The organism is Massilia sp. Dwa41.01b, from assembly GCF_014171775.1.
Classification (GTDB): domain Bacteria; phylum Pseudomonadota; class Gammaproteobacteria; order Burkholderiales; family Burkholderiaceae_D; genus Telluria.
Window position 1 is genome coordinate 4,509,365 of sequence record NZ_CP050454.1, and the last position, 26,139, is coordinate 4,535,503.

Genomic DNA, 26,139 nt, shown 5'->3' on the forward strand with positions numbered 1-26,139 from the left:
TCATCGATTTGCAGACGGCCCAGCTGCATGGCCACGAACACGGCCAGGGCCAGCGCGCGCTCGCGCTTGCCATGGCGCTGCTGCACGCGCCCGGTGCGCACAGCTTCCGCATCCTGCTCAACGGCGCCCTGCCCCGGTGGCCGAGCTGCGTGCACGCTTGGCCGGCCTGCTGGCGCCGCAGCACATCCGCGTATTCGATCCCCTGCTCCCGCTGCAGCTGCGCCAGGCAGCCAGTGCCGAGCGCCGCCGTGCCAGCGAGCTGGTGCGCGAATTCACGATCGCGCAGCTGGTTGCCGACGCCGTGCTCGCCTGCGGGCCGTTCGACGGCTGCGACGACGCCAGCGTGCTGTCGATCGGCGAATTCGGGCACGGTCCGCTGGTTGCGCTGCTGCTCGACCCGGCCGCGGCTGCCGCCGCGCCGTCCGACGCGGCCGAGCAGGTCTTCCGCGACAGCCGCTTGGCCCTGCTCGGCCGCGCCGACCTGGTGCTGGCGCTGTCCGACGCCGCGCGCGAGCAGGCTGCCGCCCGGCTTGACGAACGCCGCGTGCTGCAGCGCGATGCGGCCGATCCGGCCGGCGCGGCGCGCGCCCTGCTGGCCGCCCCGGAACAGCGCCATGCTGGCGGCGACACGGCGCCTGTTCCTCCCCGCACCCGGCGCCGGCTCGCCTTCGTCACGCCGCTGCCGCCGGAGCGTACCGGGATTGCCGACTACGCGGCCCAGCTGCTGCCGGCCATGCTCGACGATTTCGAGATCACCCTGATCGTCCAGCAGGAAGAGGTCGTGCTGTCGCCGGCGCTGGCCGCCCTGCCGCGCCACGATACCGCCTGGCTGGCCGAGCACGCGCACGAATTCGACCAGCTGCTCTACCAGTTCGGCAACAGCCCCTTCCACAGCGACATGTTCGGCCTGCTGAGCCAGCACCCGGGCGTGGTGGTCCTGCACGACTTTTTCCTGAGCAGCGTGCTGGCCTACGAGCAGATGACCGGCGGGATCCCGAACGCCTGGAGCGATTCGCTGTTCCACTCGCACGGTTTCGGCGCCCTGCAGGCCAGCCAGCTGCCCGACAACCACGCGGCGGCGATGAACGACTTTCCGTGCAACCTCGAGGTGCTCGAGGGAGCGACGCGCATCATCGTGCATTCCGAGCACGCGCTCCAGCTGGCCCAGCAATGGTATGGCCCCGAGGCTGCCCGCAACTGGACCGTGGTGCCGCTGCCGCGCGCGGCCCCGGCGCTGCAGGACCGCCAGGCCGCCCGTGCCGCGCTCGGGATCGCCGACGATACCTTCCTCGTGTGTACATTCGGCTATATCGGCCCGAGCAAGCTCAGCGACGTACTGGTGGATGCGTGGCTGGCCTCGAGCCTGCACCAGGATCCGAACTGCATGCTGGTACTGGTCGGCGCCAACCACGCCGGCGAGTTCGGCGCGCGCCTGACCGACACCATCGACGATGCCGGCGCCGGTCGCACCGTCCGCATCGCCGGCTGGACCGACGACGCCGCCTATCACCAGTACCTGCAGGCGGCCGACCTGGGCGTCCAGCTGCGCAGCATTTCGCGCGGCGAGACCTCGGCCGCCGTGCTCGATGTCATGAACTACGGCCTGCCGGCCATCGTCAACGCCAACGGTTCGATGGCGGCCCTGCCGCACGACGCCGTGTGGATGCTGCCCGACCATTTCGAGAAGGCCGAGCTCGTCGCTGCGCTGGAAACCCTGCACCGCGACCGCGAACGCCGCGACGAGCTGGGCGGCCGCGCGCGCGACCTGCTGCGCAGCCAGCATCGCCCGGACCACTGCGCCGCGCGCTACCGCGATGCGCTCGACCTGGCGATGGTCGAGGCCGAGTCGAGCTCCCACGCGCTGCTGCCGGCGCTGGCATCGCTCCCGTCGGTCGGCGCCGACGACACGGCCTTGCGCACCCTCGCCGCGGCGCTGGCGCGCGCACCGTCCCCGCTGGCGCCACGCCAGTTGCTGGTCGACGTCTCGACAATCGTCCAGCACGACCTGAAGACCGGCATCGAGCGCGTCGTGCGTACCCAGCTGCTCGAGCTGCTGCGCCTGCGCCAGCATGGCGTGCGCATCGAGCCGGTCTACCTGAGCGCCGAGGGCGGCAGCTGGCACTACCGCTACGCGCGCCGCTACGCGGTGCAGCTGCTGGGCATCCACGCGCCTGCCCTGCACGACGCGCCAATCGACTTCCAGCCCGGCGACCTCCTCTACAGCGCCGATTACTCCCCGGTGGCGGTCTGCGAAGCGGCCCGCGCCGGCGTCTATGCGCAGCTGCGGGCCCACGGCGTATCGATCAATTTCCTGATCCATGATTTGCTGCCGGTCCTGCGCCCCGAATTTTTCCCGAGCAAATCCGAGCGCATCCACGCCAACTGGCTGCGCTGCATCGCCGCCAATGCCGACCGCCTGCTGTGCATTTCGGCGGCAGTCGCGCGCGAGGCCGAGGACTGGCTGGGACGGCAGGACAACCCGCCGCCACGCCCGCTGAAGCTGGCGGTACTGCACCATGGCGCCGACATCGACCACGCCCCTGCAAGCGGCACCAGCCCCGCGGCGGCGGTCGAGATGGCGGCCACCCCGGGCGCGCCCGAGCTTCCTGATGGTGGGCACGATCGAGCCCCGTAAAGGCCATTTGCAGACCCTGGCCGCGTTCGAACAATTGTGGGCGGAGGGCGAACAGGTCAACCTCGTCATCGTCGGCAACGAAGGCTGGAAAGGATTGCCGGAAGCCGAGCGGCGCACCATCCCGACCATCGTCGAGCGCCTGGGCAAGCACCCGGAAGCGGGCAAACGCCTGTTGTGGCTGCAGGGCGTGGACGACCAGCTCCTCGAAACCATCTACCGCAACAGCACCTGCCTGCTGCAACCGAGCGAAGGCGAAGGCTTCGGCCTGCCGCTGATCGAGGCGGCACGCTACGGCCTGCCGATCCTGGCGCGTGGCCTGCCGGTGTTTCGCGAGGTCGCACAGGAGCATGCACTCTACTTCGACGGCATGGAACCGGCGGCACTGGTCGCCGCGGTGCGCGACTGGCTGGAACGCCGCGCCGCCGGCACCGTCCCGGGCTCGGGCGCGATGCCGTCGCGGACCTGGCGCCAGAACGCCGAGCAATTGTTGCGCGTGCTGGACGGCGAGCCGTCCGGATTCGACCTGTCGCTGCCCGCGACAGCATTCGCGGCGGCAGCCTGAACGCCCGGCCGGCCTGGCGCGCCGCCGCGCCCAGGCTGGCACCTTTTCCCACATGACATGGCCGCCTGCGCGGCGCGCCGCGCTCAGCGTGTTCCGGCTGCGGCGCGCATGCCGCAAGGACCCATCCTGCCCATGAAACGACAACGGCCGGGAGACCCCGGCCGTCGATACCGCCTGCTGCCGCCTACTCGATCGCCAGGCGGGCGATGCCGATGCCCAGCTTGCGCTGGTCGCCGTTCTGGCCGAGTTCCTGCGGCGACGTCGGCTGCGGCGGTACCAGTTCGATACGGCTGACCGACTCGTCCGCCAGGTCCACCACCTGCCGGTATTCGGCCGGCCCATCCTGCAGCTTGATGCGCAGGGTATGGCTTCCCATGCGCACGATCAGCTCGCGTCCCGCATTCGGGCCGAATGGCCGCGCGTCGAGCACCAGCGTGAAACGGCGCGGCAAGGGAGCGGCGAAATCGATGCGCAGGGCCGGCGCGAGGCTCGCGTCGGTCCAGCGTCCCCATGCCTCGGGAACGGAGAGACCGGCGATGTCCCGGACGAATATGGGGTAGTCGGGCCGTTTGAAATCGATCCCCTGCGCCAGGCTCGCCTCGTAGCGCAGCCCGTGCCGGTCGGCGATGAAGCCGGCCCTGGCCGCCAGCTCGACGTCGCTCAGTCCCGCCAGTTCGGCCTGGGGCGTGCTGCCGGGCCCGAGCGGGAAGAACACGATTTCCTTGTCCGCGCGCTCGATGGCGGGACCGTGCCCGAGTGCCTCGGTGAAGCGCTGGACGATCGCCTGGCCATTGTCGGCATAGCCGCGGCGGTCGATATACACGCCCGCGAAGCCGAGGCGGCGGATGACCTTGATTTGCTTCTCGACCGGTTCCTGCGCCAGTGCGCGGAAGAAGCCGTCGCCGTTGCGGCCCTTCATCCCTGCATAGCTCCACTTCAGGGAGCGCGAATTGAGCACGCCCGACGCCAGGTCGTAGCTTGCCAGGCGTACCTGGTTGGGCACCTCGGGAAACGGCATGTAGGGCAGCTGGTAGACGGCGCTGCCCGGGGCCAGCGAACGCTCGATGGCGGCAACGAAGTCGCTGTCGCGCTCGAAACGGGTCTGCGTCGCCGCAATGCAGCTGCGGCAAGCGGTCGTGGTCTGGTCGTACAGGCCGACCAGCGTGACGGCCGCGGCGACGGCGGCCAGCGCCAGCCGGCGCTCGCCCGGGAAGCGCCGGCACAGCGCCTGCAGTACCATGAAGAAGAACAGCAGGGCCCCGAACGCGATGAAGATGCTGATCCGGCTCCAGCCACGCAGGGCCGACGTGACCAGCTGCGCGAACAGGGAACCGAAGCCGCCGATGGTACCGAACATGAAGAGCACGAAGCTCAGCAAGGCGACCAGCTGGAGCTTGCGATCGACCTTGCGTCCCGCCAGCACGGCGCACAGCAGCAGGAACATGCCGAGGAAGCCGGCTGCGCCAACGGCGCCCAGGCTGGACGTAAAGTTCTCGTTCACGAGCGGGAAGGTCTCGTTGTAGCGCTTCGTCATGTTGCCGGCGCGCGAACTGCGGTGGTCCGGCCTCGGGTACACCAGCTGGACCAGCTTGAACGCATACAGTTCGGCGTCGACCGCGCTGCGCTGGGCCACCTCGGGGTTCGGTCCGTTGCGGTACTTGTGCACCACGTTCGGTGCGACATTGGCGAGCACCCCGAGCACGACCAGGCAGATGGCCAGCGCCGCCAGGCGCACGGCTTTCAGGTCGAGCGGCCCCAGCAGCCCCGCCAGGAACACGACCCCCAGCAGGATCAGGCCGAAGGCGGCGTAGTACACGCCGAAGCAGCCCAGCGCAAGCAGGCACGCCGCGGCGAGCCATCCGGACAGCCGCCCTTGCGGCCCATCCGGAGGCGCCGCGCGCGAGGCGTTCGCGATGCGCAAGGCGATATGGAAAAACAGGGGGGCCACGAAATACCAGGTGTAGAACAGGTGGTCGAAGCGCAGGAAGTGGAAGGGCACGAAATTGAACAGCATCGCACCGGCCAGTGCGAACGGCCGATGCAGCCCGAAAGCGCGCATGGCGCCGTAGGCACAGACAAAGGTCACGGCGAAACCGGCCAGGAAATACAGGCTGACGGCCGCATACGGGCTATCCGTCACCAGCCCCAGCAGTTTGAGCACCAGCAGGTTGCCGCTATCGGAGCCGGGGTAGTCGAGGAAATTCGAACCGAAGGGATAGCCGCTGCGGGGATTGTCGAAGATCCAGCCTTCGATCACGCGTTGTGCCATCCACGCATGGCTCATGCCATCGCCCGAATAGCTGTATGGCACGCGCAGATCCGGCAGCAAGCCGTTCGGCCAGCCGGACATCAGCACGCTCGCCAGCACGACGCTCACGATGGCGCCGGCCAGCCACCACGGCCATTCGCGGCGCAGGATCGAACGCATCGATACGGGTGCGAACAGCACGGAGCCGACGTTTTGCTTATTGGTTTTCATGTTTCGAAGCTGGTACCGGGACGGCCGGGCGCGCACTGCGCCTCAACACGACTTTGTTCATCAGATAGGTAAGCGGCAACAGCACCGCGGTGACCACCAGCGGGGCGTAGGCCGGCGGCACCCCGCCGAGCTTCACCAGCACCTCCAGCAAGCCGGCCGCCACCACGTACTGCACCAGGTAGACCACGGGGTACGCGAACAGCCCGCGCCAGGACAGGGGCACCTTGAAGACGAAGCGGGCATTGAGCCAGTAGGCGAGCACGATGCCGACGACGTAGGCGGCAAGATAGGCCGCCTGGTAGGGCAACAGCTGGATCAGCCCCAGGTACAGCAGGTAGGTGAACAGCGTATTGGCCGCGCCTCCGCACAGGAAACGCAGCCAGCGTTGCCAGTCCGGGCCCCTGGCGGCAGGCGTCATCGTCAAGGCTTGTCCTTCATTATTGCGCTTGCTTGCCGCGCACGATGTCGACGAATTCGGCATAGTCGCGGATGTAGTCCTCGGCCTCGTAGTAGTGCGAGGTGAACACCAGCAGCACCGCATCGCTCGAATACTTGTACTGGATGCCCCAGGTCAGCGGCGGCAGGTGGATGCCCATGTCGGGCGACTCGAGCAGCACTTCGCAGCGGTCGTGGCCATCGTCGACGACGACGGCGCAGCTGCCTTTCACGCACAGCAGGAACTGGTGGCACTTGTGGTGGGCGTGCTCGCCGCGCGTCTTTTCGCTGGGCACGTTGAACACGAGGAAGTAGCGCTTGACGTCGAACGGGATGTCGCGCGGGAATTCGCCGACCGAGAGATCGCCGCGCGGATCGCGCACCAGCTTCGTGCGATGCAGGGTCACGTCCCCGACGCCGAGAGGCACCACAGCCTGGCGCTCGGGGAACTCGGCCTGGTTGTGCCACAGGCGGGCACCCGAGCCCGGCGACTTCTCGACGTAACCGGTAATGCGCGCCGGCACGCCCGAGACGATCGCATACGGGGGGAACCGATTGTGCCACCAGCGTGCCGGCCTCGACGACCGCACCGCCGCCGATGGTCACGCCGCAGCGCACCGTCGCGCCGGCGCCGATGCGGGCACCCGCGCCGACGACGATGTCGGCCGGCGCACCGTCGGCGCCGCGCTCGAAGGTCACGCCGGGGCCCAGGGACGCCCCCTGCTCGAGACGCACGCCAGGCCAGAGCTGGGTGAAACCCTCGACCCGGCTGCCGCCGGCCAGGCGGGCGCCGGCATAGACGACGACGAAATCGCCCAGATGGCAATCGCCGGCAACCTCGGCACCGTCGTGCACGAATGGGGAAACAGCTTGCGTCATAACATTACCGCTTTCGTTCATAAATAGGAAAGATGTGAGTGCGGCGACCGCGCCGCCCTCCCCGCTGCATCGCCCCTCCGGGTACCGCGGCCGGCAGCGATCATCGGCGCGCCAGCACGGTCCCGCTGCCGAACCCGGCCGGCATCACCCGACCCGGTTGGCAACCCGCATCGCCACCACGGCCAGCGGCCGCTGCTTGCTGTTTTCGTAGGCACGCCAGGCGTAGGTACCGACCAGGTCGAGGCCGAGCAGGTTGAGTGCGCCCAGCACCAGCACCGCGAGCATCGTCGCCGCGTAGCCCGGTACCGAGATGGCACCGACGAGCCGGGCGACGGCCACCATGAGGGCGACGCCCAGCGACGCGGCCGAGCCGAGCGCGCCAATGCGCATCAAGAGGCGGATCGGATAGTCCGTGAATGCGAAGATACTGTCCATCATGTAGTCGATCTTCTTGCTCAGGGTCCAGGCCGACTTGCCCTCCTGGCGCACCAGGCGCTCGTAGCCGACCAGCTTGCGCCGGAAACCGAGCCAGAAGATGAGCGCGATCAAGGAAGAGCGCGACTCGTCGAGCGCCAGCAGTTGGTCGCGGAAGACGGTGTTGCAACCGAATACGTCGACGCCACCCGGCGGCATGTCGGGCACGACCAGCTTGCGGTACATGCCCCAGAACAGGGACGACGCCAGGCGCGAGGACGCCGGATCGTTGCGGGCGTTGCGGGTACCGATGGCGACATCGCATTCGTCGGCGGCAAGCGCCCTGAAGAACGCGACGAGCAGCTCGGGCGGCTCCTGCAAATCCGCCGCCATCACGCCGAAAAAGCTGCCGCGGGCGGCCTGCAGGCCGGTCCGGATGGCCGGGAACGAGCCGAAATTGCGCGAGTGCGCCAGCAGCTGGGCCGGGAAGTCGAGGCGTTCGATGTGCTCGCGCAGCAGCGCGAACGACTGGTCGGGACTGCCATCGACGACGAACACCGCTTCCATCTCGCCATCGAGCGCGCGGTTCATGCCGATCAGCGCCTCGACCAGGCGCGGAATCGATTCGGCGTTCCGGTAGACCGGGATAACGACGGAATACTTCATTTGCCCCAGCCGTTGACAGCCTCCACGACGCGGTCGACGTCGGCGTCGCGCATCTCGGGGTAGCACGGCAATGTCAGGATTTCGGCGGCGAGACGCTCGGTATTGTCGAGGCGCACCTCGGCATAGCGCCCACCGAACACCGGCTGGCGGTGGTCCGGAATCGGGTAATGGACATCGGAAGCGATACCGGCCTCGCGCAGGTGCGCGCGCAGCGCGTCGCGCCGTGGGCTGCGGATCACGTACAGGTGCCCGACGTAGGCCGAACCGCCGGCTTGCGGCACCTGGACTTCCGGATGGGACAAGCCGGCACGGTAGCGTTCCGCGATGGCGAGGCGGCGCGCATTGGCGTCGTCCAGGCCCGGCAGGAAGGCGCTGAGGATGGCCGCCTGCATCTCGTCGAGGCGGCTGTTGCGGGCGCCCGCGACATCGACCTTGTACTTGTCCGACCAGCCGTACTGGCGCAAGGCGCGCATGCGGCGCGCCACATCCGGGTCGCTGGTGACGACGGCGCCGCCGTCGCCCGTGGCGCCGAGGTTCTTGGTCGGGTAGAAGCTGAAGCTGGAAGCGAGGCCGAAGGTGCCGGTGCGCTTGCCGCCGATAGCCGCGCCGTGCGCCTGGGCGCAATCCTCGAACAGCGGCACCCCGCGCTGCGCGCAGAAAGCGGCGATCCCGGCGATCTCGGGCGCCGCCAGGCCGTACAGGTGGGTGACGACGACGGCCTTGACCCCGGCATCGACCGCGCGGGTGACTTCGGCCAGGCTGGCGCAGCGGCTGTCGAGGTCGACGTCCATGAACACCGGCTCGGCGCCGATGGCCAGCAGTGCCGTGGTGGTGTACATGCTGGCATTGGCGACGGTCGCGACACGGTCGCCCGCGGCCACGCCGATCGCCTTCAGGCCGAGTTCGATCGCATCGGTGCCGTTGGCAACGCTGATGCAGTCGCTGGCGCCGATGTAGGCGGCGAAGGCCTGCTCGAACTGCTTCACTTCCGGTCCGAGCACTACCCAGCCGCTGGCGATCACGCGCGCCACCGCTGCCTGGATCTGCTCCTGGTACTGGCCGATCCGCGCGGACAAGTCATTAATTTGCTGCATTCGTATTACCCTCACTGGAACCTGCGCGGCGAGGCGCATATTGAAATTGTAAGATAGAAAATTTTACTATTGTAATCTGCACATTGCGCCGGCGCCTTTTTTGTTCGTGGCAACAGCCGACATGGCAGGCAAGGGCGCACGCAAGCGCTTGCCGGCCAGATTCCATCCTCGATATCGCTGAACGACCCGCAAGGCGGCAAGGCACCGCCCTGCCGGGCAGGCGCACCGCCTTCGACGCTGCGCCGAGCAGATGCGCTCAGACGCCCCGGTCGTTCAGCACGCGCTGCAGGTACTGGCCGTAGCCGTTCTTTTCCAGTGGCGCGGCCAGCCTGGCGAGCTGCTCGCCATCGATGTAATTCTTGCGGTAGGCGATTTCTTCAGGGCAGCAGATTTTGAGGCCCTGGCGCTTTTCGATGGTCGCGATGAACTGTGCCGCCTCGAGCAGCGAATCGTGGGTGCCGGTGTCCAGCCAGGCCGTGCCGCGACCCATGATTTCGACATCGAGGCGGCCGCGTTCGAGGTAGACCCGGTTGACGTCGGTGATTTCGTATTCGCCACGCGCCGATGGCGTGATGCCGGCGGCGATATCGCAGACATCGTTGTCGTAGAAATACAGGCCCGTGACGGCGTAGTTCGATTTCGGCACGGCCGGCTTCTCTTCGATGCTGATCGCGCGGCGCTCCTGGTCGAACGCGACGACGCCATAGCGTTCGGGATCGTGCACGTGGTAGGCGAACACCGTGCTGCCTTCAGGCTGCTCGCCGGCCGAGCGCAGCTTCGCCTCGAGGTCGGTACCGTAGAAGATGTTGTCGCCGAGAATCAAAGCCGAGGGCGATTGCCCGACGAAGCTGCGGCCGATCACGAAGGCGCGTGCCAGGCCGTCGGGCGTGGGCTGGACGGCATAGCTCAGGTTCAGGCCCCACTGGCTGCCATCGCCCAGCAATTCGGCAAAGCGGCCGGTGTCTTCCGGCGTCGAGATGACCAGGATGTCGCGGATCCCGGCCAGCATCAGGGTCGACAGCGGATAGTAGATCATCGGCTTGTCGTACACAGGCAGCAATTGCTTCGAGACGCTGCGGGTGACCGGGTACAGGCGGGTACCGGACCCGCCCGCAAGAATGATCCCCTTGCGCTGGATGTTTGTCGTCATGGCGATACTCCGGGTGTAGCGTCCCTGGCCGTGTAGTTCCGGTCGATCCATGTCAGGTACTCGCCCGACTGGATGTCGCGCACCCAGGCATCGTTGGCGAGGTACCACTCGACCGTCTTGCGGATGCCGGTCTCGAAGGTTTCGACCGGCTTCCAGCCCAGTTCGCGTTCAATCTTGCGGGCGTCGATGGCATAGCGGCGGTCGTGCCCTGGCCGGTCCGTGACATAGGTGATCTGGTCGCGGTAGCTGCCCTGGGCTTTCGGCTCGAGTTCGTCGAGCAGCGCGCACAGGCGCGTTACCACCTCGAGGTTGGTCATTTCGTTCCAGCCGCCGATGTTGTAGGTCTCGCCCGTCCGCCCGCCAGCCAGCACGGTCCGGATCGCGGCGCAGTGGTCGCCCACGTACAGCCAGTCGCGCACCTGCAGGCCGTCGCCGTAGATCGGCAGCGGTTTGCCGGCGCGCGCATTGGCGATCACGAGCGGGATCAGTTTCTCGGGAAAGTGGTACGGCCCGTAATTGTTCGAGCAGTTGGTCGTCAGCGTCGGCAGGCCATAGGTGTGATGGTAGGAACGCACCAGGTGGTCGGACGCTGCCTTGCTTGCCGAGTAGGGGCTGTTCGGCGCGTAAGGTGTCGTTTCGGAGAATGGCGGCGCAGCGGCGTCGAGGGTGCCGTAGACTTCGTCCGTCGAGACGTGCAGGAAACGGAAAGCAGCTTTCGCGTCGCCGTCGAGGCCGCTCCAGTACGCGCGTGCGGCTTCCAGCAGGGTGAAGGTGCCGTTGATGTTCGTGCGGATGAATTCGGCCGGCCCGTGGATCGAACGGTCGACATGGCTTTCGGCGGCGAAGTGCACGATGGCGCGCGGCTTGTAGGTCCTGAAGAGTTCGGCAACGAGCGCGGGGTCGCAGATGTCGCCCTTGACGAAGACATGCCGCGGGTCGCCCTCGATGCTGTGCAAATTCTTGATGTTGCCGGCGTAGGTGAGGCGGTCGAGGTTGATGACAGGCTCGTCGGAATGCGCCAGCCAGCCAAGGACAAAATTCGAGCCGATGAATCCGGCCCCGCCGGTAACTATAATCATTCCATTTTCCATGCATGAGGTTGGACATTGCCAACAGGACGCGTGGTGTATCCACCTGAGCTGCCAGCGGCGTGCCGCTGGTACTCGGACTGGCGTTCGCATGCACGCGTCTGGCACGGGCAGTTCATGTTGATACGGGGGCCTGTCGGCAGGCGTCGAGGTATTGGCACAAGATCGCCCACGATGCGGCTGTGCGAGTTACGGCCTGTCGCCCTAAGTCATCAGCACGCAATAGCGAATGTTAGCATGATGTGCGCGTTGTTACTCAATTACTAAGGTGCGCGCTGTTGATCCGCCTCCCGCCCGTCGGCTTTTTCGTTTCGGACATTCGGTGAAGACGCGCACAGTTGGCGAACCCGCCTCCGCGTTAGCATCGAGCCGGTACTACCTCGCAACGACATACGGCCGCCTGCGGAAGGCGCGAAAGGAACCCATGGCTACCGGATCGACCCCTGAAGAGAGTGCGGGCAAGGCCCTTGACCTGCAGGGTAAGGGCCAGAGCGTCGGCGTGCCTGCCGACGGCGAGGTCGAGGGCAGCGCTTTCAATCCGCTTGGCAATCCGGGCATGAAGCACTGGCAGGCCGGCTATATCGAAAACCCGAGCCTCCAGGACCGCGGCAACATCTTCTTCGCCGCCGTCGAAATGACGCGCATGCCGATGGTGGTGACCGATCCGCGCCAGCCGGACAATCCGATTGCCTTCGCCAACCGCGCCTTCCTCGACCTCACGCTCTACGAAGAGAAGGACGTCATCGGCCGCAATTGCCGCTTCCTGCAGGGACCGCAAACCGACCCGAACACGGTGGACGAGATCCGCGCCGCCCTGGCCGAGCGGCGCGCCGTGGCCGTCGACGTCCTGAACTACAAGGCCGACGGTAGCGCCTTCTGGAACGCCCTGTACATCGGACCGATCTTCGACCAGGACGGCGAGCTGCTGTATTTTTTCGCCTCGCAGATGGACATCACCCAGCGCCGCGCGATCGAACAATCCTCGGTACAGGCGCAGAAGATGGAAGCCATCGGCCAGCTGACCGCCGGCATGGCGCACGACTTCAACAATTTGCTACAGGTGATCAACGGAAACCTGGAGCTCGCGATGCTGGCACTCGGCCCCCATACCCGGGCGGCCGAGCCGATCCAGCGCGCCCAGCGCGCGGCGATGAAGGCCGGCAAGCTGACCCAGCAGTTGCTGACCTTCGCGCGCAAGCAACGCCTGGAGCCGCGCCGGGTCAACCTGAACGCCCTGCTGGCCGAATTTTCCGACCTGCTGGTACGCACCCTGGGCGACCGCGTGCGGCTGCAACTCGACCTGCATCCCGGCCTGCCCTCCTGCTGGCTCGATCCGACCCATCTCGAAATGGCCCTGCTCAACGTCATCATCAATGCGCGCGATGCCATGCCAGAAGGCGGCGCGGTGTGGGTGCGCACACAGTGGCAGCCGGACAGGCCGGAAAGCCAGGACGGGCCGGCCGCCAGCGGCCAGGTGATCGTGTCGATCATCGACGAAGGCGAAGGCATGGCCCCGGAAGTGATGCGGCGCGCGACCGAACCCTTCTTCACCACCAAGGGACCAGGCACGGGCCTCGGTCTGGCAATGGTGCATGGTTTCGTGCAGCAGTCGCGTGGACGCCTTGAACTCGACAGCACGCCCGGCCGCGGCACCACGGTGCGCATGATCTTCCCGGCCGACAGCAAGGAAGAGGCAGCGACCCGCGCCGATGCCACGCAACCGGCCTCGGCAGAAGAGCAAGCGAGCAAGCCGCGCATCCTGGTCGTTGAAGACAACGAGGACGTGCGCGAATTGGCCGAAAGCGTGCTGGGCGGAGCTGGCTACGCGGTGATGGCGGTGCCGAGCGGCGAGCAGGCGCTGGCGCTGCTCACGGAAGGCAAGGAAGTCGACCTGATATTTACCGATGTGATGATGCCGGGCGGGATGAATGGCCTGCAGCTGGCCGACCAGGTACGCGCGCGCCGGCCGGATACGCCCATCCTGATCACCACCGGCTACATGGACGAACTGCCGGCAGTGTCGCGCACCCAGCCGTTCGATATCCTCACCAAGCCCTACCACCAGGAAGAGCTGTTGTCGCGGGTGCTCGCGATCCTGCCACGGGCCGCCGCGACCGAGTGAATCGATGCCGGCGTTGATCCGGCCAGATCTTGCGCCGGCGGCTTACTGCGGCTGCGGCTTCGGCAGGCCACCCAGCAGCGCGGCCAGTTTCTGCTTCGGCTTGCCACGGGCGTTGCCTGAAGCCGCCGGTGCGGCTTCCTGGCGCGGTGCGCTGGCAGGCTCGTAGGGCTTGAGGAACCACGGATCGACCTTCTCGCGGCGCGGCGACGGACCGGCGCCGTAGCTGCGTGCCGGACGCACATCGGCGTCGGCGCGGCGCGGTGCACTGCGTTCGCCGCCACGCTCGCCACCGCGTTCGACGCGTTCGCCCCGTGGCGCACGTTCGCCGCGTTCGGCATCGCGGCCGCGGCCACGTGGTGCGAAACCGGCCAGCTCGCCGCGCGTGATGGTCTGCTTGATCAGCTTCTCGATGTCGGCCAGCAAGCGCTCGTCCTTGTCCGAGTACACCGACAGGGCGTCGCCCGAGGCGCCGGCGCGGCCGGTACGGCCGATGCGGTGCACGTAGTCCTCCGCGTTGTAGGGCAAATCGAAGTTGATCACGCACGGCAGGTCGGAAATGTCGAGGCCGCGCGCGGCGACGTCGGTTGCCACCAGCACTTCGATCTCGCCCTTCTTGAAGGACTCGAGGGCGGCCATCCGTTCCTGCTGGGTCTTGTCGCCGTGGATCGCCGAGGCCTTGATGCCGGTTTGTTCCAGGTGGCGCGACAGGCGCGAGGCACCGATCTTGGTGTTGGAAAACACGATCACCTGCTTCAGCTCGCGCTGGCGGATCAGGAATTCGACGACGTCGCGCTTTTGTTCTTCGTCGACCTTGTAGACGACCTGCGTGACCTTCTCGGCGGTGGCATTGCTGCGCGCCACTTCAATCAATACCGGTTTGTCGAGGAAGCTGTTGGCCAGCTTCTTGATTTCTGGCGAGAAAGTAGCCGAGAACATCAAATTCTGGCGCTTCTTCGGCAGCAGGTTGATGATGCGCTGCAGGTCGGGCAGGAAGCCCATGTCGAGCATGCGGTCGGCTTCGTCCATGACCAGCATCTGCACCTGCGCCAGGCTGACGTTCTTCTGCTCGATGTGGTCGAGCAGGCGGCCCGGCGTGGCGATCACGATCTCGACGCCGCTTTTCAGGATGGCGGTCTGCCCCTTCATGTCCATGCCGCCGAAGACGACGGTCGAACGCAGCGGCGTGTGGCGCGAATACGCCTTGACGTTGTCGGCCACCTGCACCGCCAGCTCGCGCGTGGGCGTCAGGATCAGCGCGCGCACCGGGTGGCGCGCAGGCGACATGCTGGGGTTGGCGTGGGCCAGCAGCAACTGGATGATGGGCAGCGAGAAACCGGCGGTCTTGCCGGTACCGGTCTGGGCGGCGCCCATGACGTCGCGGCCCTGGAGGACGATCGGAATGGCCTGGGCCTGGATCGGGGTCGGATGGACGTAGCCCTGGTCGTTCAGGGCGCGCTGGATCTCGGGTGCCAGACCGAAGTCGGCAAAGCGGACATCCGCTACGGCGTCCGGTACGGCGTCCGGCACGGTGTCGGGTACGGCGGCGCCCGTTACTTCTCCAGCTTCGTTGTTCATCGGTGTTTCAGACATTATTCTTTCCGGGCATTAAATCAATGGCTCTACGCGCGAGGCGGCTGCGGCAACGCGCCCACGCTGGGGCCGGCGCTGACAAGTCCCGGAGGGGCGGGCGAGCCGCCGGCTGGGGCACGGCGCGCGGCCGGCTCGGTGGCAGGTTGCGCCGGCAAAAACCGTGGCGCGGACGTAGAGATTACTCTATAGCGCCCTCAAGGTTACCGCAAAATCAAGACAGTGTATATGGAATCGTGCTGGCTTGCCTCGGGAGGCTCTCCTCTGCCTGGCCGGAAATTGCTCCGGCGGGCGACTGCGAGGTCCGGGCGCAGGCTGGCAAGCGCCGCCAATGGCGGGCGCAAGGTGGCGGGCGTCTACCCTTCCCGCTTCCAGCCGCGCGCCTGGGCAGCGCGTTCGGCGGTGCTGTCGAGCGGCGTGCCGGCGATGCGCTGGCCGATGGCGTCGAGGACGGCGGGCGGCAGGCCATTGCCATCCATCCGTGCGGCGCCAAGCGCACCCCGGGCCAGCACCGGTATCTTCCAGTGCATGCCGTCGCGGCAGGCCAGGCCCGCCGTGGTGTCCATCACGAAGCTGCGGCAGTACTTGCCGTCCTTGCCGAGGAAGCTGATGCCGATGCGTACCCGCCCCGAGGGACCGGGACTGGCCAGCTGACCACCCGGGCCCGGGCAAGGTGCCCCTGGCGACGATGGCGCCGTCGGCACCGCTGAGCGAGGCCAGTTCCCCCTCGCCCTGCCAGGCGCGCCAGCCGAAGGCACCCGCGAGCGCACCGGCAGCCAGCGCGGCCACGACGGCGGCGACGTGGCGGCGCGCCCAGGTCGGCGCAGGAGGTGCCGGCGGCGGCAGCACACCGGTGCGCGCGGCGCGCACGGTGTCGAGCTGGACCACCTTGGCGCCACTGTGGGCGCCGTGGGAAGGGCCGTGGGAGCCGGTGTCGCGTCCGCCGGCGACGACGCCGTAGACGCGGCTGCGGCGGGCGCGGTGCTGCGCCACCCGCGCGGCAATGACGGGGTCGGCGCGGATTGCACGCTCGACGGCCGCACGGGCCGGTTCGGCGAGTTCGCCGTTGACGAAAGCAATCAGGAGTTCGTCCGAAAATTTCATGGCAGCGCTAGGAAGTGATCAAGCCATGTTCGTCCAGCACGTCGTGCAACAGCTCGAGCCGGATCACCGGATTGTCGAGCATGAGCATGTTCTGTTTCTGCGTGTTCGGCAGCGGCAGCAGCTCGCACCAGCGGTTCGCCACCCAGCCGCAATCTTCCAGGCGGAAAGGCGGCTGTACCGGCCAGCGCTCCTGAGGCACATCGTGCAGCGAAGCGAGCACACGGTCAAGCGCGTCGGCCGCGCCTTGCAGTTCGGCAGGGATGCGCACCGCCTGGTCGCCCTCGATGAGTTCGACATCGGCCATCCACAGTCCGTTCAATCGTTGTTGCGAAGACTTCACTTCGAAGCGGGCGCCGCCGCGGCAGACGACTTGCAGCAGGCCCGGCGTGGTGGCGGTGGTATCGCAGACGGTGGCAAGGGTGCCGCCCTCGACGAAACGCTCGGGCGCATTGCCGCGCGCACGCACTTCATGTCCCTGGGTCAGCAGGACGATGCCGAAGGGCGTGTCCTCGGTCAGGCAACGGCTGACCATGTCGAGGTAGCGCGCCTCGAACACCTGCAGCGGCAGCACCCCGTCCGGGAACAGCACCGTGCTCAGTGGGAACAATGGTAGGGAAATCGTCGCCATGCCCCATCATGACAGAATCGCCGACCTGAGGGCAGCACGATTGCGGGGCATCGGTGCCCGCCTCGGAGCGACTTGCCAGCCCCCCCAATCCGAGACGATGTGCAGCGTCGAGAGGGACATCTCCCCGCCTGGCGTGAATTCCTCAGGTGGCAATTATTCAGGCAGGAAGGTCACGGTCGCGGGAGCCGCGTTCGCCTGGAAAGCGGGCCCCGGCAGCGTCGACTGGCTGGGACCGGCAGCATTGGGATCGGAAAGGCGGCTGGGGCATGTGGCCGCCCATGCACAAGGAATCCGCAGGCGAAGCGGGGAAGTACCAGGCCTGCCGAGCCTGCCAGGCAGCAGGCGCTACGGGCCGGCGCCCTTCAAGAGGCGCTCGGATCCTTCGACGAACGCGCCGACCCGGTATCGGCGGAGGCAAACTCGGCCACCCAGGCTGCTACCGCCGCCTCCGGATAGCCGCGATGGAAATGCCTTCTCCACGGATAGGCACTTTCGCCCGACCCATCCTTGAGCTTGATGGCGCTGGTATGGCAAATGAACTTGGCAGGGCTGCCGGCAACGACGCTGTCCGGCTCGACGGTCCTGTTGACCGAACTGTGAGCGCCAACCAGCGCCCCTGACTTCACCGTCACGCCCGGCAGGATTGTCGTCATCGTGGCAATCGCGACGTAGTCTTCGATCGTCACCCCCATCATGACATTGCTCGGCGGATGCGGATCATTGGTCAATACGACGTAAGGGAAAATCCAGACATAATTTCCGATGGTCGAGTGCTGGCCAATATGCACATTGCTGTGGAACTTGACATAGTCGCCAATCTCGCAATGTCCCTGGATATCGCCCAATGTGCCGATTTGGAAAGCTTCGCCGGCTTTCGTCTTTTCGCGAACGGTGACGCTGTGGCCCGTCGACAGCTTGTCGCCGAACTCGGAACCTTCGTAAAAGACGCTGTGCGAACGAATCAACGAAGCCTTTCCGATCACCAACGGCGTACCGCCAGACAATGCGGAAGGGACACCGATTTCGCAGTGAGAACCGATCACCGTGTCGTCACCAATGATGACGTTTCCATGAATGATAGTGTACGGGCCAACGCTCACATTGGAACCCAGTTTTGCCTTGCTGTCGATTAGCGCGGTGGGATGTATCATGGATAAGCCTTTATTCAGCAAATTGATTTTTCTAATTCCGGGGCAGGAAAGCAGTTTCAATCGGAACGCAAGCAGTTGATCGCTCGCCTCGTTCAATCGATTTACCCGTTTCGTTCACGACAGGGGTGCGGCTTTGCCGCCTCAAGCATTCGACATGGCCGTCGTTCATCCATCCATGACATAAATTTGACATCGCGCAGTGTACGAGCATTATTGCAATCAAGGCAAGCAGGGTCCAGGTCCTGCCCTGGTCGAAGGTGCGTGACAGATGCCGCTGGTGCCCAGGATCAAGGACGCGGGGAACAAGGTGTCGCCAGGCCCTAGCCTTCCGGCGCCACCAGCGGCAGCGTGCGCAAGCCGTTGACGAGCGCGGCCAGGCGCCAGCGCAGGCGCTCCCAGCCGGGGTCGGGCAGGGGCACGACGTGCACCGTCAGCTCGCCGCCAGGCACCGCCGGGCAGGCGAAAGCATAATTGCCGGCCTGCTCGAACGGCAGGCGGAACTCCTGGCCGGGCGGCAACTGGACCGGCCCGAACACGTGGGCGACGCGATCGCGGTTACGCAGCAGCAAAACGTCCTGGACACCCCGGGTCAGCCGCACTTCGGTCGGCAAGGCCAGCGTGCGCAGGGGCGCGCCCTTCGCGCTCGTGCGCGCAGGGAAGGTCAGCAGGCGTTCGTGGCTGGGGTCGCGCAAGGGGCCAGCGCCCCCACAGGATGGCCAGCAACAGTGCGCCGGCCAGCGCGCCCGGCAGCGGATGACGGCGCAGCAGGGAAGACATGGGATTCATGGAAAGGATTCGGTCAGCCGCCGGCGGGCGGCCCGGGATTGTAGCATTCAGGATAGATTTTTTGCGGGCACCGGCCCTGGCGGCACGCTTGCTGGCGGCGACGGCACGATGCCGCCAGGGGACAAGCCACGGCGCCCGCATCGGAATGCCACCGCACCGGCAGGGTCCCGTCCGACGCCGGCGCGGACGCGCGCTGAACCCTGCGATAATCCAGCTTCGGCCTTCCTAAAAGCGTGCGCCCCGCAGCGGCGCCGACGCGTATGCTCGCTGGGCGAGCCCGCATCGTGGTGTTGCGTCGCAAGCGTGCCGCTCACTCATCCAGACTACATGCCCCATCCGGAATCCAAGCAGACCAGCCCCCTCCCCGGCGTCCCCACCCAGCGCGGTTGGGCGCCCCTGGCGCTGGCTGGACTGGTTTTCCTTGCCTCATTGTTGCTCACCTATTGGGCCTGGAACAGTGCGCGCCGCGATGTCGTGGCCGACCTCGGCGCCCAGTTCGACTACCGCGCACGCGACCTGGCCAACAGCACAGGGCGGCGCATGGCCGTCTACGAACAGGTGTTGCGCGGCACCCGTGGCTTCATGCGCGGCAATGTCGCCATCAGCCGCGCCGAGTTCGCCGAGTATTTTCGTATCCAGAATCTGCAGGAACATTTTCCCGGCATCGAGGCGCTCGGCATTGCCAGCATCATTCCGCCCCGGCAGGTGGCCGAGCACCAGGCGGCGGTGCGGGCCCAGGGCTTTCCCGACTACACGACTCATCCGGACACGAGCCTTGGCCTGATCACCTCGATCACCCATATCGAACCGTTTGCCGGGCGCAACCTGCGCGCCTTCGGCTTCGACATGTACGGCGAACCGACCCGCCGCGCCGCGATGATCGCCGCGCGCGACAGCGGCGCCGCCGCCGTCACGGGCAAGGTGGTGCTGGTGCAGGAAGGCCGCAATGCCCAGCCGGGCTTCCTGATGTACCTGCCGGTGTACCGCGCCGGCATGCCGGCCGCGACCATCGAACAGCGCCGCGCCGCCATCGCCGGCTGGGTGTATGCCCCGTTCCGGATGGCCGACCTGATGCGCGGCATCGGCGGTACCCACGCGGCCGATTTGCAGGTGGCGGTCTACGACGGCCCGCGTGCCGATCCGGCGGCGCTGCTGTACCGCTCCGAAGACACGGCGGGCTGGCGCCGGCCGCTATTCCAGCAGACGCTGCCGGCCACGGTCGCCGGCCGTCCGTGGACGCTCGAGATCGCCTCCTCCGCCAGTTTCGAAGCGCGCCTCGACAGCCGCCGTCCGCGCGCAATCGCGGTGGCCGGCGTCGGCCTGGGCTTCCTGCTGTCCCTGATCGTCTGGCTGCTGGCCAGCGCCCGCCGCCGCGCGATGGGGCTGGCGCGGGCCATGACGCTGGAGCTGCGCGAAGCCTACGAACATATCGAGGCCGAGCGCGCGCGCATGTACGTGATCCTGCAGAACGCCTACGACGCCTTCGTTGCCGTCGATGCCCAGGCCGCGTCACCGACTGGAATGCCCGGGCGGTGCAGCTGTTCGGCTGGCAGGAGCTGGAAGCAGTCGGGCGCGACGTCGGCGAACTGCTGCTGCCGCCCCAGCAGCGTGCAGCCGGCCGCGGCTTTGCCCAGTTCGCGCCCGACGGCCAGGGCCTGGCCGTGGGCGTGCCGCTCGAGATCGTCGCGCAGCGCCGCGACGGCAGCCCGGTGCCGGTCGAGATCGTCGTCGCCGCCCTGCCCGCCGAAGTGGGCGCCGGCGCCAGCGCCTTCCTGCGCGACCTGCGCCCGCGGCGCGAACTCGAGGCGCGCGAGCGGCTGCGCCAGCAACGCCTGGACGAGGCGCGCACGGCGCTGGCCCGATCGCAGAAACTGGAAGCGGTGGGCAAGCTGACCGGCGGCGTTGCCCACGACTTCAACAATATCCTGCACATCATCAGTGCCAACGTGCAGCTGCTGCTGAAGTCGAACAACAATGCCGAGAAGCGCCTGCGCAGCATCCTCGACGCGGTCGAGCGTGGCTCGAAACTGTCGGCGCAGCTGCTGGCGTTTGCCCGGCGCCAGCCGCTGCACCCGAGCGTGGTGAACGTGCGCAGCCTGCTCGAACGCATGGACAGCCTGCTGCAGCGCGCGGCCGGCGAATCGGTGGCGATCGACCTGGCCGGCGGCGCCACGCTGTGGAATGCCCTGGTCGACCCGAACCAGCTCGAGAACGTGATCCTGAACCTCGTCATCAACGCGCGCGATGCCATGGGCGGCAAGGGCAAGGTGACGATCGCGCTCGACAATCTGTCCATCGACAGCGCCGCCGCCACGGCCGACCCGGAGATCGAACCGGGCGAGTACGTGCGCATCGCCGTGACCGATACCGGCGAAGGCATGCCGCCGGAAGTCATGGAGCGCGCCTTCGAACCCTTCTTCACCACCAAGCCCGAAGGCAAGGGCACGGGCCTGGGACTGTCGATGGCCCATGGCTTCGTCAAGCAGAGCGGCGGCCACATCCGCATTGCCAGCGTGCCCGGCGAAGGCACGACGGTCAGCATCTACCTGCCGCGCACGATGGCCGAGGCGGACGACCTGGCGACGGCACTGGCGGGCAAGCCGGCGCAGTAGCAACGCAGGGCACGGGCGACATGCTCTTCGTTCGCACCTGCCAGCGGCTTGCCGAGCCACAGCGATTGCCGGCCCGTATCACACGTCTTCCCTCCTTTCGCGCTGCACGGCCAGCAGGCGGCGCGCGATCGCCTCGACGTGGCGTTCATCCGTGCCGCAGCAACCGCCGACGATGTTCAGCCGCGGCAGCAGCCCATGGAGGGCCAGGTAGTCCTCGCCCAGCTGCTGCGGGTCTCCATCGCCCTGCTCGGTTGATTCGTCGAGCTCGGCGTGGCTGCGGCGCGAGGCGTTGGCGCGCAGGCCGCGCAGGCGCCGGCGCCAGGCCCCCTCGGTTTGCAGCGCCGGCTCGACATGGCTCGGATGCGCGCAATTGATCATGTAATAGGCGGGATAGGCCCCGGTCTCGGCATCGGTGCGCGCAATCGCTTCGTCCAGCGGGTCGCCCGAAGGCAGCCGGCCTCCGTGTTCGAGGGTAAAACGAAATGGCCACCGGCATGTCGCAGGCCGCGGCGGCGTCGACGATGCCGATCGCCTCGTCCGGGTAGGTGATGGTGAAGGCGGCGACCATGTCGGCATCGGTGGCGGCGAAGGTGGCGATCTGCGCCAGGTGGTAGTCGTGCGCCTGGGCCGCCCCCATGCGCTCGCCAGTATGGTAGCCATCGCCGCGCGGGCCGACCTTGCCGCTGATGACGATGGGGATGGCCGCGCCTGCCTGGGGCGTGGCGCCCGGCGCCGGGGCGGCTTCGCAGGCATCGCGCACCGCCGCCACCAGCGCCACGGCGTCGCGGTTGGCCTCGGCCAGGGCGAGCTCGTTGTAGCCGAGCTTGCGGCCCCAGTCGGGGTTGGCGCGCCAGGTCGGCGTTTCCAGCACCAGACCGGTGCGGTGCAGCTGGGCGAGGCGCACGAAGCGTTCGAAATAGGCACGCAGGGCGGCGCGCCCCTCCTCCTCGCGCAGCAGTACGAAGGAGGCGAACGAGGGCAGGTGAAGCCCCTGCTGGAAGCTGAGCATCGTTTCCAGCCCGGCGTCGGCCAGGAACAGCCGGCCACCCTGCTGGGGCAAGCGCTTGCGGTAGCGGTTCATAGTGCCTCCAGGAAAAACTCGCCGTGCCGGCATCGCTAGCTTGGAACACATCGCCCTGCCGCTGGTTCCCGCAAGTGCGTGGCGCGCGCCTGAGCTGCCACAACACGCCCGCCTCCAGCGCCTTCACTGCGGCGGCAACCGGCTGCTGTTGCATAAAGTGCGACATTGGCGCGACATGAGGCGGGACAAGCTGCCGAGCGCGCGCCAGCGCACATTGCGCGCGGGCGCGCTCTGGCACACTCGGCATCAAAAGGAGAGCGACCATGACCGAGCACCATCGATCCGCCCAGCCCGTACATCGCGCCGTGCCGCAAGCGCCCGGCTTCGACAACACCACCGCGCTGCTCAGCGAAGGCTACCGTTTCATCGGCAACCGCTGCGACGCCCTCGGCACCGACATGTTTTCCACCCGCCTGATGCTCAAGCGCGTGGTCTGCATGCGCGGCGAAGCGGCAGCGCGCATGTTCTACCAGCCGAATCGCTTCACGCGCCGCGGCGCGATCCCGCCCACGGCGCTGGTTCCTGCTGCAGGACCACGGCAGCGCCCACACCCTCGACGGCGAGATGCACCGGGTGCGCAAGGCGATGATGATGGCGATCCAGTCGCCGGAAAGCCGTGCGCGCCTGGTGGCGCTGGCCGAAGCCGAATGGCGCCGCCACTTCGCGCGCTGGACGCGGCTGCGCAAGGTGGTGCTGATCCGGGAAGCGCAGGCCGTGCTCTGCCGCGCCGCCTGCGCCTGGGCCGGGGTGCCTTTGGTGAACGAGGAAGAGGCCGTGCTGCGCACCGCCGAATTCTCGGCCATGATCGACGGCGCCGGCGCGGTCGGTCCGCGCAACTGGCTGGGGCAATCGCTGCGGCGCCATACCGAGGAGTGGGCGCGCGGCCACATCGAGGCGGTACGGATGGGGCGCCCGGTCGATCCAGCCAGCCCGCTGGCGACGATCGCCTTCCACCGCGACGCCGACGGCGAGGTGCTGTCGATGGAGCATGCCGGCGTGGAGCTGATCAATATCCTGCGGCCGGTGGTGGCGGTGGCACGCTACATCGTCTTCGGCGCGCTGGCGCTGCACGAGTTCCCGCAATGGCGCGCACGCGTGGGCAGCGACGATGCCGCGCTGCAGATGTTCGTACAGGAGGTGCGCCGCTACTACCCCTTCTTCCCGGCCATTGGCGGACGCGCCAGCACCGCCTTCGAGTGGAACGGGCTGCAGTTCGCCAAGGGCGACTGGGTGCTGCTCGACATGTTCGGCACGAATCGCCATCCGGGTACCTGGGGCGACGGCGACAGCTTCCGCCCCGAGCGTTTCGATGGCTGGCAGGGTAGCGGCTTCGACCTGATTCCCCAGGGCGGCGGCGAATATGCCACCAGCCACCGCTGTCCGGGCGAGATGGCGACCGTGGAGCTGACGAAGTCGGCCCTGCGGCTACTGGCCACCGAAGTCGACTACGACGTGCCGCAGCAGAACCTCGACATCAGCCTGGCGCGCATGCCGACCCTGCCGACCAGCGGTGTCGAGATCGGCCACGTGCGCCTGGCGCGCGCCAGCTGAGGGCGGACGCTGCCGGGACGCGGCTCAGGCGGCGCGCGGGCGGCCTGCGGTGGCGCGACGCAGGCCTGGGAAGGATCGTGCACGGCCACGCGCCCGCGTCCGTGCAGCTTGGCATCGTACATCGCCGCATCGGCGCAGCGCAGCAAGCCGTCGGCATCGTCGCCGCAATCGGGCGCGACCGCCACGCCCAGGCTGGCGGAAATCGACAGCGTGAACCCTTCGGTGACGAAGGGCCGGTTCAGCTCGCGCAGGATGTCCTCGGCCACCTTGCGCGCGTCGCCGCTGTCGGACACGCGCGGCAGCAGCACGACGAATTCGTCTCCGCCCAGGCGTGCCAGCGTGTCGCTCGCGCGCAGGGTGGCGCGCAGGCGCGTGGCCACCTGCTGCAGCAGGATGTCGCCGACCGCGTGGCCATAGGTGTCGTTGACGGGCTTGAACTTGTCGAGGTCGAAGAAGATGAGGCCAAGCTTGTGCCCTTCGCGCTGCGCCGCCAGCAGTGCCTGGCGCAGGCGGTCGGCCAGCAGCAGGCGGTTCGGCAGGCCGGTCAGCATATCGTGATGGGCCTGGTGGCGCATCGCGTCTTCCTGCAGCTTGCGCGCATCGATATCGGCCACGGTGCCGACGATGCGCAGGGTTCGCCGGTGACGGCACGGCCGGCGACCTGGCCGCGCGCCAGTACCCAGCGCCAGTTGCCATTGCCCAGGCGGGTGCGGTACTGGACGACATAGTCGGGCGTGGCGCCGGCCAGGTGGGCGTCGAGCGCGCGCAGCACTGGCGCGGCGTCGTCCGGATGGGCCATCAGGCGGAAGGCGTTGCGGTCGAAGGGCATCAGGGTGGCGGGCGCATCGACGATGCCCCGGGCGCTCGGCGACAAGGTCACCAGGCCGCTGGAAAAACTGTAGTCCCAGACGCCCTCGCCGGCCGCGTTCAGCGCCAGTTGCCAGCGCGCCTCGGCTGCGGCCAGCGAGGCGATGCCGCGCTGGCGGTTGTCCGAGGCCGCCACGGCTGCCCAGCCCGCCAGTGCCAGCACCGGGGAGACCCCGATCCCCGTGTAGAGCAGGCTGTCCTGCTGGCGGGCGTACTGGGCGTCGGCCTCGCGCACCGACTGGCCGACCGTCACCACCAGGCCATAGTCGGACAGCCTGCGCCAGCCGTAGTGGCGGTCGACGCCGTCGAGCCGGCTTACCCGCTGGAACGTGCCGTAGGAGCCGCTGCCCGGCATGTAGGGAAAGCCCGTCAGCACCTTGCCGCTGTCGCGCATGGTGAGGTCGTGCGTGGTGCGGGCGATGACGACGCCGCCCACGCGTACCAGTGCGATCGAGGCATCCGCGCCAATCTTGATGTTGCTGTAAAAGCGGGAAAAATAGTCCGGCGCGACGCCGGCGATGATGACGCCGGCCAGCTTGCCGTCGCGGTCGAGGATGGGACGCGAGAACTGCACCGTCCAGCGTCCGGACAGGCGGCCCTTGACCGGTGTGCCGATGTAGAGGCGGTCGGGCGGCGCATCGCCAGGGTAGCCCAGGTGCGCGCGCACATGGTCACGGTCGCCCAGGTCGACCTGGGCAGGCGCGCCGGCGATATTCGAGAACACCACCCGCCCGCGCGCATCCGTCACCGCCAGGTTGATCGCCAGGGTGCCGTGCAGGTGCGAGTTGAGTTCGCCTGCGATGTCGGCGAAGTGCTCGGGATTGCGCAGCCAGCTCAGGCGCAACTGGCTGAGCGACAGGTCGATCGTCACCATGCTCGAGCGCACTTCCTCGGCAAAGGCGTGCGCCAGGTTCTGGACATTGCGCTGGCTGTCCTCGCGCGCCGTGTCGGTCAGTTGCAGGCGCTGGTAAACGACGAAGCCCCAGACCAGCGGCAAGCCGATGGCGAGAAACACCGCCAGGCGGCGCAGCACGCCGGGACGGAAATAGGCCCCGGAAGCGCCGCTGGCACGCAACGATTGGATGGTTTGGAGGGGCATGGCCGGGATGACCCGGCATGATGCTGCCGGCCTGTCGATTGACGAAAGATTATTTGAGGAAATTCTACCGGTGCGATATATGCAGGACAAGTAAAACTGATGAATTGTTGTTTGTAGGCATCATCCTACAAGCTGTGACCTGAAAGAAA

General features: G+C 67.5%; 22 protein-coding genes and 2 pseudogenes. 8 read left to right on the forward strand and 16 right to left on the reverse strand.

What is annotated here, in order from left to right; all coding sequences use genetic code 11:
* The first annotated feature begins 136 nt into the window (after positions 1-136).
* Complete coding sequence (locus tag G4G28_RS20735) at positions 137-2,635, forward strand: glycosyltransferase (RefSeq protein WP_183107783.1); 2,499 nt, start codon at positions 137-139, stop codon at positions 2,633-2,635.
* Positions 2,517-3,197, forward strand: a complete 681-nt coding sequence (locus tag G4G28_RS20740; protein WP_374039747.1) for a glycosyltransferase — start codon at positions 2,517-2,519, stop codon at positions 3,195-3,197. Before G4G28_RS20735 ends, G4G28_RS20740 begins: the two co-directional genes overlap by 119 nt.
* 184 nt (positions 3,198-3,381) lie before the next feature.
* Here G4G28_RS20740 and G4G28_RS20745 read toward each other — a convergent pair whose 3' ends face one another.
* From G4G28_RS20745 to G4G28_RS26895, 3 genes are read right to left on the reverse strand one after another with little or no spacing between them, the layout of a single operon-like run.
* Positions 3,382-5,676, reverse strand: coding sequence for a sugar translocase (locus G4G28_RS20745; RefSeq protein ID WP_202033861.1), 2,295 nt, complete (start codon positions 5,674-5,676; stop codon positions 3,382-3,384).
* Complete coding sequence (locus G4G28_RS20750; protein WP_182991913.1) at positions 5,663-6,094, reverse strand: GtrA family protein; 432 nt, start codon at positions 6,092-6,094, stop codon at positions 5,663-5,665. The genes G4G28_RS20745 and G4G28_RS20750 overlap by 14 nt, the downstream gene beginning before the upstream one ends.
* Before the next feature lie 19 nt (positions 6,095-6,113).
* A complete protein-coding gene (locus G4G28_RS26895) occupies positions 6,114-6,635 on the reverse strand; it encodes an FdtA/QdtA family cupin domain-containing protein (RefSeq protein WP_229507754.1) in 522 nt (173 codons plus the stop codon).
* A gap of 31 nt (positions 6,636-6,666) precedes the next feature.
* Between G4G28_RS26895 and G4G28_RS28605 the strand changes: the two genes are divergently transcribed.
* A complete protein-coding gene (locus G4G28_RS28605; RefSeq protein ID WP_308601186.1) occupies positions 6,667-7,017 on the forward strand; it encodes a hypothetical protein in 351 nt (116 codons plus the stop codon).
* 117 nt (positions 7,018-7,134) lie between these two features.
* Here G4G28_RS28605 and G4G28_RS20760 read toward each other — a convergent pair whose 3' ends face one another.
* From G4G28_RS20760 to rfbB, 4 genes are all read right to left on the reverse strand, one after another.
* Positions 7,135-8,070, reverse strand: coding sequence for a glycosyltransferase family 2 protein (locus tag G4G28_RS20760; protein WP_183107785.1), 936 nt, complete (start codon positions 8,068-8,070; stop codon positions 7,135-7,137).
* Positions 8,067-9,164, reverse strand: coding sequence for a DegT/DnrJ/EryC1/StrS aminotransferase family protein (locus tag G4G28_RS20765; protein ID WP_183107786.1), 1,098 nt, complete (start codon positions 9,162-9,164; stop codon positions 8,067-8,069). Before G4G28_RS20765 ends, G4G28_RS20760 begins: the two co-directional genes overlap by 4 nt.
* A gap of 256 nt (positions 9,165-9,420) precedes the next feature.
* Complete coding sequence (rfbA, locus tag G4G28_RS20770) at positions 9,421-10,314, reverse strand: glucose-1-phosphate thymidylyltransferase RfbA (protein ID WP_182989751.1); 894 nt, start codon at positions 10,312-10,314, stop codon at positions 9,421-9,423.
* Positions 10,311-11,393: a dTDP-glucose 4,6-dehydratase gene (gene rfbB, locus G4G28_RS20775; RefSeq protein ID WP_182989752.1), complete on the reverse strand. Its 1,083-nt coding sequence runs from the start codon at positions 11,391-11,393 to the stop codon at positions 10,311-10,313. The genes rfbA and rfbB overlap by 4 nt, the downstream gene beginning before the upstream one ends.
* A 433-nt stretch (positions 11,394-11,826) precedes the next feature.
* Between rfbB and G4G28_RS20780 the strand changes: the two genes are divergently transcribed.
* The gene (locus tag G4G28_RS20780; protein WP_182989753.1) at positions 11,827-13,524 is read left to right on the forward strand and encodes a histidine kinase famiy protein; all 1,698 of its coding nucleotides are present in this window, start codon (positions 11,827-11,829) and stop codon (positions 13,522-13,524) included.
* 42 nt (positions 13,525-13,566) lie between these two features.
* Here the strand turns inward: G4G28_RS20780 and G4G28_RS20785 are convergent, their stop codons facing one another.
* The gene (locus G4G28_RS20785; RefSeq protein ID WP_183107787.1) at positions 13,567-15,114 is read right to left on the reverse strand and encodes a DEAD/DEAH box helicase; all 1,548 of its coding nucleotides are present in this window, start codon (positions 15,112-15,114) and stop codon (positions 13,567-13,569) included.
* Between the two features lie 353 nt (positions 15,115-15,467).
* Complete coding sequence (locus G4G28_RS26905; protein ID WP_229507755.1) at positions 15,468-15,815, reverse strand: hypothetical protein; 348 nt, start codon at positions 15,813-15,815, stop codon at positions 15,468-15,470.
* On the opposite strand from G4G28_RS26905, the gene G4G28_RS26910 reads away from it, so the two are divergent.
* Positions 15,800-16,072 (forward strand): hypothetical protein, encoded by a 273-nt coding sequence (locus G4G28_RS26910; RefSeq protein WP_229507756.1) that lies wholly within the window; start codon positions 15,800-15,802, stop codon positions 16,070-16,072. The genes G4G28_RS26905 and G4G28_RS26910 overlap by 16 nt on opposite strands.
* Before the next feature lie 150 nt (positions 16,073-16,222).
* Here the strand turns inward: G4G28_RS26910 and G4G28_RS20795 are convergent, their stop codons facing one another.
* The 3 genes from G4G28_RS20795 to G4G28_RS20805 form a co-directional block, all read right to left on the reverse strand.
* Positions 16,223-16,843, reverse strand: coding sequence for an LON peptidase substrate-binding domain-containing protein (locus G4G28_RS20795; RefSeq protein WP_182989754.1), 621 nt, complete (start codon positions 16,841-16,843; stop codon positions 16,223-16,225).
* Positions 16,844-17,205: 362 nt separating this feature from the next.
* Positions 17,206-18,090: an acyltransferase gene (locus tag G4G28_RS20800; protein WP_229425231.1), complete on the reverse strand. Its 885-nt coding sequence runs from the start codon at positions 18,088-18,090 to the stop codon at positions 17,206-17,208.
* Positions 18,091-18,314: 224 nt separating this feature from the next.
* Complete coding sequence (locus G4G28_RS20805) at positions 18,315-18,686, reverse strand: hypothetical protein (protein ID WP_229507757.1); 372 nt, start codon at positions 18,684-18,686, stop codon at positions 18,315-18,317.
* 676 nt (positions 18,687-19,362) lie between these two features.
* On the opposite strand from G4G28_RS20805, the pseudogene G4G28_RS26915 reads away from it, so the two are divergent.
* Together G4G28_RS26915 and G4G28_RS26920 are read left to right on the forward strand one after the other, a co-directional pair.
* Positions 19,363-19,878: pseudogene (locus G4G28_RS26915) on the forward strand (CHASE domain-containing protein); the annotation flags it as partial.
* A gap of 434 nt (positions 19,879-20,312) precedes the next feature.
* Entirely contained in the window at positions 20,313-21,392 is a 1,080-nt protein-coding gene (locus tag G4G28_RS26920) for a nitrogen regulation protein NR(II) (protein ID WP_229507758.1), read from the forward strand.
* 78 nt (positions 21,393-21,470) lie between these two features.
* Here the strand turns inward: G4G28_RS26920 and G4G28_RS26925 are convergent, their stop codons facing one another.
* On the reverse strand, positions 21,471-21,968 hold the full coding sequence (locus G4G28_RS26925) for a homocysteine S-methyltransferase family protein (RefSeq protein ID WP_229508109.1): 498 nt from the start codon (positions 21,966-21,968) through the stop codon (positions 21,471-21,473).
* Positions 21,919-22,524: pseudogene (locus G4G28_RS26930) on the reverse strand (homocysteine S-methyltransferase family protein); the annotation flags it as partial. The gene G4G28_RS26925 and the pseudogene G4G28_RS26930, both read right to left, overlap by 50 nt.
* A gap of 513 nt (positions 22,525-23,037) precedes the next feature.
* Here G4G28_RS26930 and G4G28_RS20820 point away from each other — a divergent pair.
* A complete protein-coding gene (locus tag G4G28_RS20820) occupies positions 23,038-24,024 on the forward strand; it encodes a cytochrome P450 (protein ID WP_229507759.1) in 987 nt (328 codons plus the stop codon).
* Here the strand turns inward: G4G28_RS20820 and G4G28_RS20825 are convergent.
* Together G4G28_RS20825 and G4G28_RS20830 are read right to left on the reverse strand one after the other, a co-directional pair.
* Positions 23,919-24,638 carry a GGDEF domain-containing protein gene (locus G4G28_RS20825; RefSeq protein ID WP_183107788.1) on the reverse strand — a complete coding sequence of 240 codons (720 nt, stop codon included), beginning with the start codon at positions 24,636-24,638 and terminating at the stop codon, positions 23,919-23,921. The two genes, G4G28_RS20820 and G4G28_RS20825, sit on opposite strands and share 106 nt — an antisense overlap.
* Positions 24,569-25,990, reverse strand: coding sequence for a cache domain-containing protein (locus tag G4G28_RS20830; RefSeq protein ID WP_183107789.1), 1,422 nt, complete (start codon positions 25,988-25,990; stop codon positions 24,569-24,571). The genes G4G28_RS20825 and G4G28_RS20830 overlap by 70 nt, the downstream gene beginning before the upstream one ends.
* Positions 25,991-26,139 lie beyond the last annotated feature (149 nt).